Origin of the sequence: Pseudofrankia coriaricola (assembly GCF_001854805.1) — a bacterium.
GTDB lineage: Bacteria > Actinomycetota > Actinomycetes > Frankiales > Frankiaceae > Pseudofrankia.
The window spans coordinates 1-13934 of sequence record NZ_MBLO01000064.1 but is presented as its reverse complement, the minus strand read 5'-3'; the positions used below and the strand labels follow the sequence as shown (position 1 = coordinate 13934).

At 67.3% G+C, this 13934-nt stretch carries 15 protein-coding genes and 1 pseudogene; 7 read left to right on the top strand and 9 right to left on the bottom strand.

Annotated elements, in window-relative coordinates; all coding sequences use genetic code 11:
* Nucleotides 1-167: 167 nt before the first annotated feature.
* From BCD48_RS50610 to BCD48_RS54825, 3 genes and pseudogenes are all read right to left on the bottom strand, one after another.
* Nucleotides 168-503: a hypothetical protein gene (locus BCD48_RS50610; protein WP_131803935.1), complete on the bottom strand. Its 336-nt coding sequence runs from the start codon at nucleotides 501-503 to the stop codon at nucleotides 168-170.
* Nucleotides 504-725: 222 nt separating this feature from the next.
* Nucleotides 726-908: pseudogene (locus BCD48_RS56510) on the bottom strand (helix-turn-helix domain-containing protein); the annotation flags it as partial.
* Nucleotides 909-1383: 475 nt separating this feature from the next.
* A complete protein-coding gene (locus BCD48_RS54825; RefSeq protein WP_071048387.1) occupies nucleotides 1384-3660 on the bottom strand; it encodes an RHS repeat domain-containing protein in 2277 nt (758 codons plus the stop codon).
* Nucleotides 3661-3978: 318 nt separating this feature from the next.
* Between BCD48_RS54825 and BCD48_RS53400 the strand changes: the two genes are divergently transcribed.
* Nucleotides 3979-4287: a hypothetical protein gene (locus BCD48_RS53400; RefSeq protein ID WP_241841661.1), complete on the top strand. Its 309-nt coding sequence runs from the start codon at nucleotides 3979-3981 to the stop codon at nucleotides 4285-4287.
* Nucleotides 4288-4424: 137 nt separating this feature from the next.
* Here BCD48_RS53400 and BCD48_RS11710 read toward each other — a convergent pair whose 3' ends face one another.
* Nucleotides 4425-5285, bottom strand: coding sequence for a sulfite exporter TauE/SafE family protein (locus BCD48_RS11710; RefSeq protein ID WP_083418507.1), 861 nt, complete (start codon nucleotides 5283-5285; stop codon nucleotides 4425-4427).
* Between the two features lie 341 nt (nucleotides 5286-5626).
* On the opposite strand from BCD48_RS11710, the gene BCD48_RS11705 reads away from it, so the two are divergent.
* Together BCD48_RS11705 and BCD48_RS54820 are read left to right on the top strand one after the other, a co-directional pair.
* A complete protein-coding gene (locus BCD48_RS11705; RefSeq protein ID WP_071048385.1) occupies nucleotides 5627-6076 on the top strand; it encodes a group II truncated hemoglobin in 450 nt (149 codons plus the stop codon).
* 76 nt (nucleotides 6077-6152) lie between these two features.
* Nucleotides 6153-6287, top strand: coding sequence for a hypothetical protein (locus BCD48_RS54820; RefSeq protein ID WP_274536513.1), 135 nt, complete (start codon nucleotides 6153-6155; stop codon nucleotides 6285-6287).
* Between the two features lie 33 nt (nucleotides 6288-6320).
* Here the strand turns inward: BCD48_RS54820 and BCD48_RS11700 are convergent, their stop codons facing one another.
* A complete protein-coding gene (locus BCD48_RS11700; RefSeq protein WP_071048384.1) occupies nucleotides 6321-7550 on the bottom strand; it encodes an amidohydrolase family protein in 1230 nt (409 codons plus the stop codon).
* A gap of 557 nt (nucleotides 7551-8107) precedes the next feature.
* On the opposite strand from BCD48_RS11700, the gene BCD48_RS11695 reads away from it, so the two are divergent.
* From BCD48_RS11695 to BCD48_RS11680, 4 genes are all read left to right on the top strand, one after another.
* The gene (locus BCD48_RS11695; protein WP_071048383.1) at nucleotides 8108-8314 is read left to right on the top strand and encodes a hypothetical protein; all 207 of its coding nucleotides are present in this window, start codon (nucleotides 8108-8110) and stop codon (nucleotides 8312-8314) included.
* Nucleotides 8315-8558: 244 nt separating this feature from the next.
* Nucleotides 8559-9740, top strand: a complete 1182-nt coding sequence (locus BCD48_RS11690) for a cytochrome P450 (protein ID WP_071048382.1) — start codon at nucleotides 8559-8561, stop codon at nucleotides 9738-9740.
* A gap of 392 nt (nucleotides 9741-10132) precedes the next feature.
* Nucleotides 10133-10372: a type II toxin-antitoxin system Phd/YefM family antitoxin gene (locus tag BCD48_RS11685; RefSeq protein ID WP_071048381.1), complete on the top strand. Its 240-nt coding sequence runs from the start codon at nucleotides 10133-10135 to the stop codon at nucleotides 10370-10372.
* Nucleotides 10369-10794, top strand: a complete 426-nt coding sequence (locus BCD48_RS11680; protein ID WP_071048380.1) for a type II toxin-antitoxin system VapC family toxin — start codon at nucleotides 10369-10371, stop codon at nucleotides 10792-10794. Before BCD48_RS11685 ends, BCD48_RS11680 begins: the two co-directional genes overlap by 4 nt.
* Before the next feature lie 183 nt (nucleotides 10795-10977).
* On the opposite strand, the gene BCD48_RS11675 is transcribed toward BCD48_RS11680, so the two are convergent.
* The 4 genes from BCD48_RS11675 to BCD48_RS46010 form a co-directional block, all read right to left on the bottom strand.
* Nucleotides 10978-12315, bottom strand: coding sequence for an alpha/beta hydrolase domain-containing protein (locus tag BCD48_RS11675; protein ID WP_071048379.1), 1338 nt, complete (start codon nucleotides 12313-12315; stop codon nucleotides 10978-10980).
* Nucleotides 12316-12475: 160 nt separating this feature from the next.
* A complete protein-coding gene (locus BCD48_RS11670) occupies nucleotides 12476-12790 on the bottom strand; it encodes a hypothetical protein (protein WP_241841660.1) in 315 nt (104 codons plus the stop codon).
* A 75-nt stretch (nucleotides 12791-12865) separates the two neighbouring features.
* Entirely contained in the window at nucleotides 12866-13654 is a 789-nt protein-coding gene (locus tag BCD48_RS11665; RefSeq protein WP_071048378.1) for an SDR family NAD(P)-dependent oxidoreductase, read from the bottom strand.
* An 8-nt stretch (nucleotides 13655-13662) separates the two neighbouring features.
* On the bottom strand, nucleotides 13663-13812 hold the full coding sequence (locus BCD48_RS46010; protein ID WP_198543210.1) for a hypothetical protein: 150 nt from the start codon (nucleotides 13810-13812) through the stop codon (nucleotides 13663-13665).
* Nucleotides 13813-13934 lie beyond the last annotated feature (122 nt).

Genomic DNA, 13934 nt, shown 5'->3' with positions numbered 1-13934 from the left:
GGCCCCTCAAGCTGCTGAGCATCGCGACGCGCGGGGGACTCCGGTCGCGACTTTTGATCATTTCCGCGGTATCTGCGTCGCTCGGACGTGGTCCCGCGAAACAGGGACGTTTCGGCGCGCGAGGCTGTCGCGAAGGAACATTGATACCCAACACTTAAATCTTCTAGTCAATTCTGCTCCATCAAGAGATCGGCTTCCTTGCGAACCTCCTGAACTTGGTCCGCAGCCAAACGACGGAGATCCCAGATTAACTCCGAGATGCCTGCCATCTTCAAATCTGGCGAGAAATCAGAATCCGGCAATTCTCCCTCGAAGAGCGTCGCCAGGTCTTCGAATTCAATACCTAGAACAGTGGAGAATCCTGCCAGCATGGCGGCCGTAAGATCTTTACGGCCCTGACCTATCCGTGAATATGTAGAAGCAGACAAATAAACAGGGGTTACTCTGGCGAGCACCTGCGCCGCGCTATCCTGGTCCAAGTTTCGGTTAGCGAGCAGGCCCATGAGTACCGCACCGGGACCTGGTGGGTACGGATCGTACAACCGCGACGGCTGAGTGCGCTCCCGCTGAGGCAGTGACCTAACGTACTGCCGCAGCTGGTCCCTATACTCAATCGATAGACGCTTAGCAAGCGAGACAATCCCAGGTATTTTCTGGCCCACTCTAGGATCCAGAGGAGCGAGATCGTCCGGTACCGAGACGTGCGCCATCGCGAACAAGTCCGCAGCGTGCAGCTGGAGTGCGGGCGCGAGCTGTCTAATCATAGATGATTTCGGCGTCGCACCGTGCAACACTGACTGGAATTCGTTCTCAGAGATACCGGTCCGCCGCGACAGCTCTCCAATACCGATACTCCGCCGGGCCAGAATTCGCCTCAGCACTGTATCGAAATTCGGACATCCAGCCATCTCATCCATCCAGGGTCACTCGATGAACTGCGAAACCAAGAGGCGCGAGGAGGACGAACAACTCCCTCTCCCATCTACCGATCGCGCCAACAGCACCTCCGCTATCGTTGGAAGTCAACTGGATCCCAAGTGCCAGGTCTGGGCGCAGGCAGTCCATGTCGCTCGAACGCAGCCCGCGCAATCTGCTCCAACGAAGCATATTCACTTTCGTTACCAATATATCCAGGGTCGTTGCCAGGCTGGTAGTGACCCGAGAAGTTATCAAACTGAATGATGTCGCCCGACTCATCAACCTCGAAGGTCCCAGCCATAATAACGGGCCGACCTTCAGCGAGGCTAGTATGTCCTGGAGTGTCACCGAGTAGATCCCTTACTTCCTTGTGAAGCGCTCGAAGCGACCCGTCCAGCCTAACAACGTAATCGTAACGACCTTGATCAAGGGGCTCGCCAGGCTTGATCCCAGCGTCTGCGGGGATCAACCCTTGAGGGGTGTCGTCCACGTCCGGTCGACCTGGAACCCATATGTAAGGTTCACAGTCTGGGTCGGCAGGATCGCAGCCTTCAAGATCGGTAGGAGACCCTGGGCCGCCAGGTGGATCGTCATTGCCCTGGTCTCCTCCCGCGTCGCCGGTAGATGGGATGACCTGGTCGTCGTCGATGCAGTGCGGGAGGCCGGCTTCCTGGCAGGTTGGTCCGTCGTACTGTCTGCCGGCGGTTTCGTCGGTGGTGGGGCCGAGGTAGGCGTCGAGGGGGCTGGAGTACTCCTGGCGGGGGCCGGGTTGGGGGTGGTGCCGACGCCGTGGTTGGGGTCGGGGTTGACGTAGTGGGAGCCGTGGATGACGGAGTTCGGGTCAGGGTAGTGCGGCTGCGGTGGGGCAGCCGGCTTGCACTGCGTGCAGCGTCCGCTGTTTGTGCCTCCGCCAGCGCTGACCGGCCTATTGGTACCACCGCCGCTCGGGGCGCCGCCACCACCCATGCCAGCGGAACCACCCGGAGTGCCACCGCCGTTGTTGGCAGGTTGGCAGATGGTGCAGACACTGGTGGCGCTGGCGGGAGGAGCGGGGCGTTGAGGAGTTGTTGCCGGCCGGGGCGGAGGCTTGTCCGTGTTGGTGGTCGACGGCTTGGAGCCACAGGAACTCCGCGCATTACCGACGCCCTCTCCGGCCACATAGATGCCGACGTCGGCCACCAGGGGGTTTTCCACGGCAACGGCGACGCCGACAATTCCGACGCCCGCCCCCGTCAGCAGCACGTCGCCCACGCAGTTCCACCAGCTCTGGCCCGTCGGGTCGCTGTAGATCAGTGGGTTCGCGCCGGCGTAGGCGTATCGGTTGTCTGCGGAGGTTCCCGTCCAGGGGAGGGGGTAGGTATCTCGGGTCAGGAAGGCGCCGGTTTGTGGGTTGTACCAGCGAGCCTCGGCGTTGACGAGGTGTGTGTCGGGGTCGGTCCAGCTGCCCTGGTAGCCGATCTGGAGGTTCGTGTTTCCGGCGGTGAGGGGCTGACCGAAGGGGTCGTAGCTCTTGCTGTCGGTGAGGGTGCCGTCGGTGGTGAAGGCGGCGACGGTGTCGCCGTGGAGGTTGTGGATGGTCGCCCAGGCGCCGTCGTCAGTTCCGGCACCGATCAGGCCGCCGGCGGGGTCGCGGGCGTAGGCGGAGTTGCCATCGATGGATGGTTCTTTGTCGAGGCCGTTGTAGAGGAACTGGCGGCTGGTGTTGCGGGACGCGATCCGGTCCAGACCGTCGTAGCTGTAGGTGGTGGTTGTCGGTCCGGCGGTGTGGCTGGTCAGCCGGTCGAACGCGTCGAACGCGGTCGTGGTCGTCGCCGAGCCGGCTGTGCGGGTCGAAAGAGTCCCGCGGGCGGTGTAGGTGTAGCTGGCCGTGCCGTCAGAGGTCAGCTGGTTGCGCGCGTCGAACGTCGCTGTCGCCCCACCGACCGACGTGCGGTTGCCAGCCGCGTCCCAGCCGTAGGTCTTGGTGACGCTGGACTGGTTGGTCCAAGAGGTGAGCCGGTCAGCCCAGTCGTAGGCGTAGGTCTGGGTGCCAGCTCCAGCGACGCCGGTGCCGGTGATCGTGGTGGAGATGAGGTTGTCGTTGTTGTCGTAGCCGTAGGTCTGCCCGCGCAGGGCGCCGGACGGGCCGGCCAGGGTGTCGTCGGTGAGCCGGCCGAGCTGGTCGTAGTCGAAGGTCTGGGTGGCGCCGGTGCCGCCGTGGTAGTCGATGGAGGTGAGCTGGCCGGCGTCGTCGTAGTCGTAGCCCCGGGTGTCACCGCTGACTGCGGCGCCGACGGCGACGAGGCGGCTGCGGGCGTCGTAGTAGTAGTCCGACCAGCTGCCTGGATCGGAGCGCTGCAGCATCCGGCCGTCCTCGTCGTACACGAACGAGGACGGACCGCCGTCGCCGTCAGCCTCGGTAACCAGCCCGCGGTCGTCGTAGCCGAACTGCTGGCTACCGCCAGGGTGGTCGACCTCGACAAGGTTGCCGGCCAGGTCGTAGTCGAGCGCACGCGCCGTAGCGGTGGCGCCTCCGCCGGAACCGGTCTCTGCGGTGAGGCGACCGAGCGCGTCGTAGGTGCGGATGCGGGTAACGCCGCCGGGTTCGGCCAGAGTGATGGGCAGGCCCGCAGCGTCGTAGGTGGTCTGCCAGGTGCGGTCGGCGAGGTTCGGATAGGCGGTGGTCGACGGCTCGAGGACCTTCTCGGACAGGCCCAAACTGTTATAGGTGGTGATCGTCGCGTTGCTCCGGCCGTCGGTCACCCCTTATCTGATTAGATAACCCGCGGTAGAGTGGTGGTCGTGGAGCCTGATCCGGACTCGCGTGAGGTCGTGGCACTGCTGGAGGCCGCACTGGTGGACAGTGGCCTGACGCAGGCGGAGTTCGCGTCGGCGTTGGGGACATCAGGGTCGAGGTTCTCGACCTACCGGTCGGGCGCGACGAGACCGACCGCCGTGTTCTGTTTTCGGGCACGTCGGATCGGGCGGGCTTTGGCCGCGGCGCGGGGTTCGCGTCTGATGTCGGCACCGGAGACGTCGAAGGCGATCCGCCAGGCTGGCGACGAGGAGTGGGCGTGGCGGATGCTGCTGCAGGGGCGGGATCATCTGCGTCTGCTGTTGGAGCGCGCAGACGGGTCCGCGGCGGCTTGGGAGGCCGCGCCGCCAGGTACGAAAAGCCTGGGGATGGACACGTTGCTGGCCGCGTTGGCCCGGTGTGAGTTCGAGCGGGCGGGTGTCGAGCCGCCAGCCTGGGCCGCGCCGAGGCGTCTGCCGCAGCCATGGGTTCCCGAGCATCCGTTCCTCGATCGCGAGCAGGTCATCGCCCAGACGCCCGGCTTTCTGCGAGAACTCAACGTCTTTGTTCCGGTCCGTGATCTGGTCACGGCGTGAACCAGCTCTACGAATTCACCGCTTCGGAGATCACCGCGCTGCTGTCCAGGCTCGATGAGCGGCTTCGGGTCCTGGGAGTCTCGGCATCGGTTTTCATCGTCGGCGGAGCGGCCATCTCGGTGAGCGCCGGACGGGACCTACGACGCACCGAGGACGTCGACGCCATCACTCGCGACGAGGTGGTGCTGGCGGAGGCCCGCGCGCTGGCCCGACAGGACGGTCTGCCAGAGAACTGGCTCAACACCAACGCGATGATGTGGATGCCGCCGCTGCCCGACGGCGCGCTCACGCCCCCCTCTGGTCCCGGTCTGCGCGTGACGTTCGCCTCGGACGAGTTCCTCCTGGCCACCAGCCCCGCAGGCCAGTCCGAGGACCCAGTGCGGGGTGATGTCCCCCGGGGTTGTGAGGGCGAGGACGGCGTAGGCGCCGGCTCCGGCGATGGAGGTGAGGAAGGTGGAGGCGAGGGTGGCTGGCGCAACCGTGGTGACCGGGAGGCCACGTCCGACCAGGATCGGGCCGAGGATCGAACCGCCACCGATGCCGTAGACGCCACCAACGAAGCCGACGAGCACGGCCAGGGCGGTGATGGTCCGCGGCCGCGGTGGCGCCGTGCTGGAGCGACCCGGTGGGAGCAGGGTCCAGGCGCACAGCCAGCCTCCCAGCGGGAGCAGCAGGGCGGCCAGCAGCAGGTGAAACACCTGCACGCCCGGTGCGAAGCGCACCCGTACGACCGCGCCCAGCACGACACCAGGCAGGGTTCCGACGACCAGCCGGCGCACTAGCGGCCCGCCAAGCTGGCCCTGCTGGTGGTAGCGCACCAGTGAGCCGGGAGTCGCGACCACGTTGAACAGCAGGTTCGTCGGTGTCACCGCCGGGCTCGGGACGTGCAGCAGATCGAGCTGCACGGGCAGCAGGAACACCGCCCCCGACACCCCGACCGGAGCGGTGATCACCGCGACCACCAGCCCAGCAGCGAACCCGAGCAGGACCGTGGTCATCGACGCGACCCCCATCCCGCCCGCGACTCTGGAACCCAGAGTCTGCCGTCACGGCGATCACTTCGCGCACCCGACCTACCGCAGCCTCGCGAGACCAAAGCGCAAGGATCACCTGCGCTGGGCCGGCACCGCCTCGCCGGACGGGGGTCGTCGAGGAAGGTCACCGGATAGGCGCAGCGAGGTGCAGGCGGCGCTCTCCGCACCCACCGGGCGGACAGCCCAGGCCCACGGTGTGAGGCTTCCGAACACCATCAGAGACGTTCGGGCCGGGTAGCCTCGCAACCGAGATCCGGCACGGTGGAAGCCTCGGCGCCGAGTCGCCCCAGCCTCGGGAGGCAACCGTGGATTCCACGCTCTATGACGAGGTGGGCGGTCTCGACGGCCTACGGCGCCTGTCCGCAGCGTTCTACGATCGTGTGCTCGCCGACGAGGTGCTCGCGCCCGTGTTCGCGCACTTCACCCCCACCCACCTCGATCACGTCGCCGTCTGGCTGGCAGAGGTATTCGGCGGCCCCGAGGACTTCTCAGCACACCTCGGCGGCCATCAGGCGCTACTACACAGCCACCTCGGGCTCGGGATCCGCGACGAACATCGACAGCGCTGGCTAGAACTCATGGCAGACGCGATCAGCGAGGTACTCCCCGGCCGGCCGGAGCTGGCCACGACGCTCATGGACTACTTCGACTGGGGCACCGCGATCGCCCAGGACGTCTCACAGGACCCCGTCGGAACCGATCTCGGCGACCCCGGCCCCACCCCCCGATGGGGACACCACGGTCTCGTCCACTAACCGGTTGCCGCCGACCCCAAAGCGCTCTGATCGCGGACCTGCTGGCCACCGGCGACGTCCCGCAGTCGATGCGGCGATGGACGCCTTCAGCGATCTCCACGAGACCTGGCCGCGTGCCGCCAGCGGCGTCGCGGACGCCGCATCACGACCGCCCGAGTATGTCCGCGATCTTCACCGCGAGCTCGAGCACAACCATGCGCGGGCCCGCTGACATATCAGCGCCCTGTCACCTCGGTCCGTTGAGTCAGGCGGCGATGACCTTTTCGACAGGGTCGCACTTCATGAGCTTGGACAGGTTTCCACCCATGATCTTGGCCTTTTCGTCCTCGGAGAGGGAGTCGTCGAGTTCTTCAACGAAAGAAGTGGGATCGGCCATGCCCTCGGGGTGCGGGTAGTCTGATCCGAACACGACGTTGTCGACACCGATTGCGTTCACGATCGCCATCACGTCCTCCTCGAAGAATGGGTGGACGACGATCGAGCGGTGCAGCGCGACGATCGGATCCTCGTCCCAACTGCCCGGATCTACCGCGTAGATCTTCTTGAACTGCTTGATGGCGGTCGGCACCCACTGGCTGCCATTCTCCACCGGCATGAACCGGATGTCCGGGAACCGGGTTGCCAGACCATGGCCGATGATCGAATAGACCGCGTCGCGAATGCTGCGGTACTCACTTCCTACGAGCTCAGTAAATTTGTTCCGCCCGCCGAAGGGCTTCATCTCGTCGGTGATGCCGTTCCACTCGTTCGTATAGCGAGTGTAACCGTCGTCGGAGGAGTGCATCCCGACCAGAGTGCCGGACTCCTGCACCCGGGCCCAGAACGGATCGAACTCCGGCAGCGCGAAGGACCGGCGGCGCACTCCGAAGTCCGGCACGGTCGCCGGTCGGATCAGCACCGCCCGGGCACCACGCTCGACCACGTAGTCGAGCTCCTTGATTGCCTCGTCGACGATGGACAGATTTATCACCGGTGTTGCGAAGATGCGATTCTCGAAGTTATAGGTCCAGTGCTCGTGCATCCACTCGTTCAGGGCGTGGACTACAACCGCGGTCGCCTTCGGGTCGTCAGCCAGGCGTTCCTCGAGCAGACTGGCCAGCGTCGGCCACATCATGGCCCGGTCGACCTTTTGCTCGTCCATCAGCTGCAACCGGGCGGCGGGGTCGAAGAACGCCGGCGGTGCCTCGATGTAGCGCGGGGGCATCCCCGGCACCCGCTCCGCGATTTGGTCGCTCTTCGACTTTCCCAGCGTGAAGCCGGTCCCGATCTGGTGCTTGGAAGACGGATTCTTCAGTCGGAACTCAATTTCCTGAGCACCGGGCGGGGCGACCTTGTTGAAGGTCGGATTGGGGATGTACTCGCTGATGACATTTCGCAGCGCGATCTTCGTCCGGCCGTTGACCTGAACGTACTTGACCAGGTTCGCATACTCCGCCGGGAGATACTTCGTGAACGCGTCCGTCGTCTCGTACATGTGGTTGTCGGCGTCAAAGACCGGATAGCTCAAATATGTAGGAATGGGAAGCTGCCCTTCTCGTGGTGTAGAACATCGCGGCGAAGATCCGGCTGTAGGTCAGGAGCCCGAGCAAGTCCATGCGCTTGCGGTGACCTTCGCTCGCAGGGCACAGGCTGGCGAGCGCTCGGCGGGGATCAGCCTGGCTCGATCTTCGCCCGTCTCAGCTGACCACCAGCGCACGGGAGGTGCTCGATACGAGCCATGTCTGGTGGTCCCTCCGTGAACAGATGATCCACAACACGCACGCGGACCATCGCTGGCCGCTCTCCGTCCCGGCCAGCCGATCAGCCGACGCCCTCTGTCACATCATCGTCTTGCGCTGAGCGCCGGTGCAAGGAGCGCATTACATCGATCTCGACCTTCCTCCCGAAGGGGACGGCGCTCGCGGCGGGTGAGGATAGGCGTCATCTGTGCCTTGCGGACCTGCCACCGACGGTGACGTTCAGAAGATCCGTGTGTGGGACGTCGCCGCGTCGGATCGGCAAGCTTCCGGGCTTCGGTGCGCAGAAGGCGGCGTGAGCAGCGACCTACAGCTTGGCCAGGAGCCCGCGGGCCACCTCGACCCACCGGCCGAGCCGACCATGCGGGCCGACGCCAGTGACCGCTCGTCGGCCCGCTACCGACGTCCGTACGCCGTCGCGGGCAGCCTCGAGCTGCGTGCTCTGTCCCGTGGACAGGGCGACGGGTCGCAGGCGCTCGCCGAGATCGCGGACGGCCGGTAGACGGGCCCAGTCCGGGTTGACCGTCAGTCGGCGGTGGATCTCCCGGGCGCGGGTAGCCGTGCGGGGGTGGCATCGTCCGCCACCGCGCGTAGCGCGTGCTCGACGGCACCTGCGGCTCGCTCGGGATCTTCGCGGGCCTCCTCGACAGTGCCCTGCCCGCCCTCCAACCTGATCGCACCCGGCGAGTCACGGGGGTCGTTCTACAGTGGGCTCCCACTGTGGCGGGCGTGGAGGGGGACCACGATTGGAGATTGACTTCGCCGATCCGGGGTTCCTGCGGGACCCGTACCCGACGCTCGCCCGGCTGCGGGAGCACGCCCCGGTGAGCTGGCACGCCGGCACGGGCCGGTGGCTGGCGGCGAGCCACGCCGCGGTCGGCGCGGTGCTGCGCGACCGCCGCCTCGGCCGGCTCTGGCAGGACAAGGAGCCCGCGGCTTTCTTCACGCCCTTCAACCTGCTGCACCGCAACCAGATGATGGAGAACGAGCCGCCGGCGCATACCCGGCTGCGGTCGCTGGTCGCGCAGGCGTTCAGCCGCGGCCACGTCGAACGCCTGCGGCCGGCGGTGGCGGCCGAGGCCACGGCGCTGCTGGCCGCGGCCGGACCCGACTTCGACCTGCTCGCCGACGTCGCCGAGCCGCTCGCCGTCACGGTCATCGCCGAACTGCTCGGCGTGCCCCGCGAGGACCGGCACCGGCTGCGACCGTGGTCAGCCGCGATCGTGCGGATGTATGAGGTGGCGCCGTCACCCGCTACCGAGGCCGCGGCGGTCACGGCCGCCGGCGAGTTCGCCGGCTACCTGCGCACGCTGGCCGCGCGCCGCCGCGACGACCCGCGCGACGACCTGATCAGCCACCTGGTGGCCGCGCGCGACGGCACCGACCGTCTGTCCGCCGACGAACTGGTCGCCTCGGCGATCCTGCTGCTCAACGCCGGCCACGAGGCCTCGGTGAACGCACTCGGCGGCGGAGTGGTGGCCCTGCTGCGGCATCCAGACCAGCTGGCCCGGCTGCGCGCCGACCGTACGCTCATCCCGGCCGCGGTCGAGGAGATGATCCGCTACGACCCGCCGCTGCACCTGTTCATCCGCACCGCCACCGCGGACGTCACCGTCGCCGGCGTCACGATCCCGGCTGGGGCCGAGGTGGCCGCGCTGCTCGGCGCCGCCAACCGCGACCCGGCGGTCTTCGCCGACCCGGACTCCTTCGACGCGGGCCGCGACCCCAACCCCCATGTGGGCTTCGGTGCCGGCCTGCACTTCTGCCTCGGCGCGCCGCTGGCCCGCATCGAGCTGCAGGCAGCCCTGGCCGCGCTCCTCGACCACACCCCGACCTGGACGCTGGCCGCCGAACCGGTCCAGCGCCCCACCTTCGTCCTGCGCGGCTACACCGCCGTCCCGTTGACCCAGCCACCACCACATACCTGAACCACCTGGGCGATCCGTCCTTGATCTTTTCTGTCAGCCGCGGTGGCAGCCGCACTCATGAGTCGGGGCTGTGATCGGCAACGAGGAGACCGTTCGCCGAGCAGCGGTGACCGCGATCACGCTGGCGAGCCGTGGCCCGCGCCTGCCAGGAAACCCCACCGTTGGACTCGTCCACACCGACGCGGCCACGCTGGAACGACTTCGTGCGCTAGCCGGATAGCTCCCGGCCATCGCTCTCCCTCAGAGTCTCGCTGGCGTTCGACCCCGGCCTCCCGTGCCCCCAGATGCTGAGCCGACACGGCCGGTCGGTGGGATCCAATCGCCACGGACGGCCAAGTGGGGCACCTCGCAGCGGGTAGTGTAGGTACGTACCTACCAGGGAGGTGGTCGCGATGACCATGGTCTCGTCGCGAGAGTTCAACCGGGACGTGAGTGCGGTCAAGCGAGCCGCCGCCAGCGGCCCTGTGATCATCACAGATCACGGACGGCCCTCGCACGTCCTGCTGTCGTTCGCCGACTACCAGCGGCTCACCGGCACCGCGGGCAGTCTGGGAGACGCGTTCGTCCTGGAAGAGGAGATCGACTTCGAGCCCGTGCGGCCACAGGACTCGCTGCGTGAGGTCGACCTGTGAGCTTCCTGCTCGACACCAACGTCATCTCCGAGCTCCGCAAGCCCGCGAAACGTAGGGACGACCGGTTCAACGCCTGGGCCGAGACTCTGTCGCCATCGGACACGTTCCTGTCCGTCATTACCCTGCTAGAGCTGCGAGCTGGCATCGAGAACAAGCGACGGCAGGACGCCCACCAGGCGGCGGTTCTGGACACCTGGCTCGATCAGCACGTCCTCCCGGCATACGCGGGTCGACTGCTCGACGTCGACCCGGCAGTCGCCGACGCGGCGGCGCGACTCCACGTGCCCGACCGGCGGCCGGCCCATGACGCACTCATCGCGGCAACGGCTGTAGTTCACGGTCTCAGACTCGTCACCCGCAATGAGTCCGACTTCGCGCCCATGGGTATCCCGCTCGTCAACCCTTGGGCCCCTCAGTCGTAGGCAGGGATCCCAAGATCGCCGCGGCGTTCACCCAGCTCGCTGCGGCGGTCTGATCCTCAGGCTTGCCAGCGCCTCCGCACGCCCGGAGGCCCGGAGGCCCTCCGAATACAACAGACCCGGTGGCCGCCAGTCCGCGATACCACCGTTCCGGTGACCGGCACACCACAGTGATCGCAATGACAGTCAGATCGCGTCGCTGATCGGCAGGTCCGTCGCCCCGAGGCGTCCGCGAGCGCGAAGCGGGGGTGCGTCCTCGCTGAGCAGCGTGCCGGCGGCGATCAGGTCGTCGATGGAGCGGTCCCAGCGATCCAGGAAGTCCACTCGCGACGGGTAGAGGCCGGCGATCGTTTCGGGTGAGAAGGGTCGAAAGCCGCCGAGCAGGTTGGCGTACCCGGTCCTGAAGGACAGGCCGCGGTATTCCGCCCAGGGGGTGGCTATCTCGGGCAGGCGGATGCCGCCGAGAGCGTTGCCGAGTTCGTCACGCGCGATCTGCCCGGACGGGTGTAGTTGGATTCGGGGTTGGGCGGGCGCGGGCGTCTCCTCGCTGAGCCACTCATGCATCCGGCGCAGGGCTGCCTCGTGCACCGGCGCCCAGCTGAGGGTGTTGGCCCGCCAGCCGTCGCGCCCCTCGGCCGCCGGCCGGCGGCGGGCGGTATGACCGGTCCCGGTGACCTCCCAGACGCGCAGTCGATCGTGGTCGGGCATGTCGTCCGCAGCCGCGGAGGTCGCCTCGAACTCGCTGTTGACGATGAGCGTCGGGACGTCGAGGTCGTCGCGTAGCCGGGTTTTCATGCCGGTGGCCAGCGCACCTTCGTCCAGGAGGGGGGCCCGGCCTTCCCACACCGACAGGACGAATCCGTCGACGGCATGGCTGCCCGGATGCACGCCGTTGGCGTAGGCGACCAGCCGCATGGCGGACTGGGACCCGCCGGTCGCGACGATCCGTCGAACTGGCAGCCCGCCGAGCGGATGAACATCACCGTCGTGCTGCCCGCGGACGGAGCGGGCCGCCTGGGTGAAGATCTCGAACGAACCGGGGTCACCGGGGTGGGTCAGCGTCGCATAGCGTTCGGGGTCGGCGTCGATCAGTCCCGTGGCGCGTCTGGACTGCCCTCGGATCCCGGCGCCCCAGGGTGAGCCGTACAGCCCGATCTCCTGAGCACTGACGCCGACCCAGGCGTAGCCGCGGTAGAGCTCGTCGGTCTCGGGGCGTTCGATCTCGTAACCGGCCGAGACATTCTGCCAGTGCAGCAGCACGGTTCCGTTGAAGGCGGTCGGGTCGGCGGGCCGCAGGACCAGGATGCGGGTGCGGTACGGCGCCTTGCCGTTCTCGACCGCGTCCCAACGGCCGGACTTCGGCGGCCGGCCCTCGGTTGCATATCCATAGGCGATGGTGGTTCCTTCGATGAAGTACTCCTCGCACAGGTAGCCAAGTGCGGCGAGATCCCTGGCCTCTGGGCGTGGAGATCCCGCCGGGGGTAGCTGCCCGACAACGGGTCCGATGACCGAGGGCACGCGCATGTCACTGTCTCCAACTGCAGTCCGCGTCTGTCAAAGCCCGATCTCAACTTGTGAGGTTCTGTCGGATGGCGGGGCCGGCGCTCGCTCGCAGGTGTTGCGGACGTCGTGGCGGGGTGGTGGTCGTAAAGCCCCGAGTCGATGTCCCGGTCCGGGGGACGCGCTACAGCTTGGCCAGAATGCCGCGAGCCGCCTCGACGCACCGCCCGAGCCGCTTGTCCCGCACATCGGCACCCGCGCGGACGGACATGCCCTCTCCGAGCGAGATGGACACGCCGCGGTCCCGCATCACGGCGATCATCTCGCGCCGCAGCGAGGCGTCCTCCCGGAGCGAGAACGGCGGATAGCCCAGCGTGCCGTAGGGATTCGACTCCAGTCCGGTGGAGATGTGCTGGCAGCCCAGGTCGGCGGCCAGAGCGACGAAGTCGGTCGGCGGCAGTCCGAAAACACTCAGAAACTCCAGGCCCAGTCTCTCCATCGACCGTCTCCTTCTGCGTCGCCATCGCCTTTAAAGATCAACCCTGCGCGCCGTGCCGGCCGGCGCTACGTAGAGCTACAACGCACGCGCGCCCGCTGTGACCCCTCCGTCGACAGGAATCACGGTGCCAGTGACATAACGGGACGCATCCGACGCGAGGAACAGCGCCACGGTCGCCATCTCCTCGGGCGTCGCCACGCGTCCGAGCGGAACCGTGGCCGCGATGGCCGCGAGCGACCTGTCGATCACCCCGCTCTCGAACGACGCCCGCATTCCCGCTGTGTCCGTGCCGCCTGGGGCGATCGCGTTCGCGCGGATCCCCTCCGGCGCCAGCAGCAGCGCCACTGACTTCATGAACTGGATGACAGCGCCCTTGGTCGCCGCGTAGGTGAGCAGGGTCGGCACGCCGATGATCCCCGCCGTCGACGCCGTGAAGATTATCGAGGCCGCCTGCGAGCTTCGGAGCTGTGGCAGCAGCCGCTGGGTGATCGCGGTCGGCACCCACACGTTGAGCGTCATGGTCGCCCGCCAGCTCGCGTCGTCGAAGTCGAGACCGCGCGGGCCGGCGATGCCCACGTGGCTGTACAGCACGTCGATGACCTGGTGTCCTGCCTGCACTCGATCGAGGAACGCGTCGAGCGCTCGCTGGTCGCCCAGATCGACGACGTGTCCCTCGACCGATCCGCCGGCGTCCTCGATCTCCTGCACGGTGTCCGCGGTTGCCGCGTCGTCGACGTCGGCGACGATGACGTGCGCACCACGGACGGCGAACAGCCTGGCGGCGGCGCGGCCCATGCCAGAGGCCGCGGCCGTGATGAGCGCCCTCCTGCCGTCGAGGGCGAAGACCTCGTCGGTGACGGTCATCCGGCTCGTCACTTGATCGCCAGCGGCGTGACGGGGGAGCCGACCGCGCCGGTGACCTTGAGGCCGGGCGCGACGAGCAGGAAGTCCCAGACGCCGTCTGCGGCGCAGTCCGCGGCCAGGTCCTCCAGGTTGAACATCTCGCCGAGCGTGAGGCCCATGTCCCGGATGACGACGTGGTGGAACGGCAGGGTGCCGTCAAAGTCCCTTTTCGCTGATCAGGCCGATGATCTGGAGGACGCGTTCGGGCTGGCGGGCGGTGGCTCGCAGGGCTTTGGCGATG

What these genes read in the sequence shown, in the direction of transcription:
- BCD48_RS53400 (WP_241841661.1), top strand. Translation starts at nt 3,979, where the DNA reads ATGCTGCTGCAGGGGCGGGATCATCTGCGTCTGCTGTTGGAGCGCGCA.
- BCD48_RS11685 (WP_071048381.1), top strand. Translation starts at nt 10,133, where the DNA reads ATGACCATGGTCTCGTCGCGAGAGTTCAACCGGGACGTGAGTGCGGTC.
- BCD48_RS54820 (WP_274536513.1), top strand. Translation starts at nt 6,153, where the DNA reads ATGGACGCCTTCAGCGATCTCCACGAGACCTGGCCGCGTGCCGCCAGC.
- BCD48_RS50610 (WP_131803935.1), bottom strand. Translation starts at nt 503, where the DNA reads ATGGGCCTGCTCGCTAACCGAAACTTGGACCAGGATAGCGCGGCGCAG.
- BCD48_RS11665 (WP_071048378.1), bottom strand. Translation starts at nt 13,654, where the DNA reads ATGACCGTCACCGACGAGGTCTTCGCCCTCGACGGCAGGAGGGCGCTC.
- BCD48_RS11670 (WP_241841660.1), bottom strand. Translation starts at nt 12,790, where the DNA reads ATGGAGAGACTGGGCCTGGAGTTTCTGAGTGTTTTCGGACTGCCGCCG.
- BCD48_RS11675 (WP_071048379.1), bottom strand. Translation starts at nt 12,315, where the DNA reads ATGCGCGTGCCCTCGGTCATCGGACCCGTTGTCGGGCAGCTACCCCCG.
- BCD48_RS11710 (WP_083418507.1), bottom strand. Translation starts at nt 5,285, where the DNA reads ATGACCACGGTCCTGCTCGGGTTCGCTGCTGGGCTGGTGGTCGCGGTG.
- BCD48_RS46010 (WP_198543210.1), bottom strand. Translation starts at nt 13,812, where the DNA reads ATGGGCCTCACGCTCGGCGAGATGTTCAACCTGGAGGACCTGGCCGCG.
- BCD48_RS11700 (WP_071048384.1), bottom strand. Translation starts at nt 7,550, where the DNA reads ATGTACGAGACGACGGACGCGTTCACGAAGTATCTCCCGGCGGAGTAT.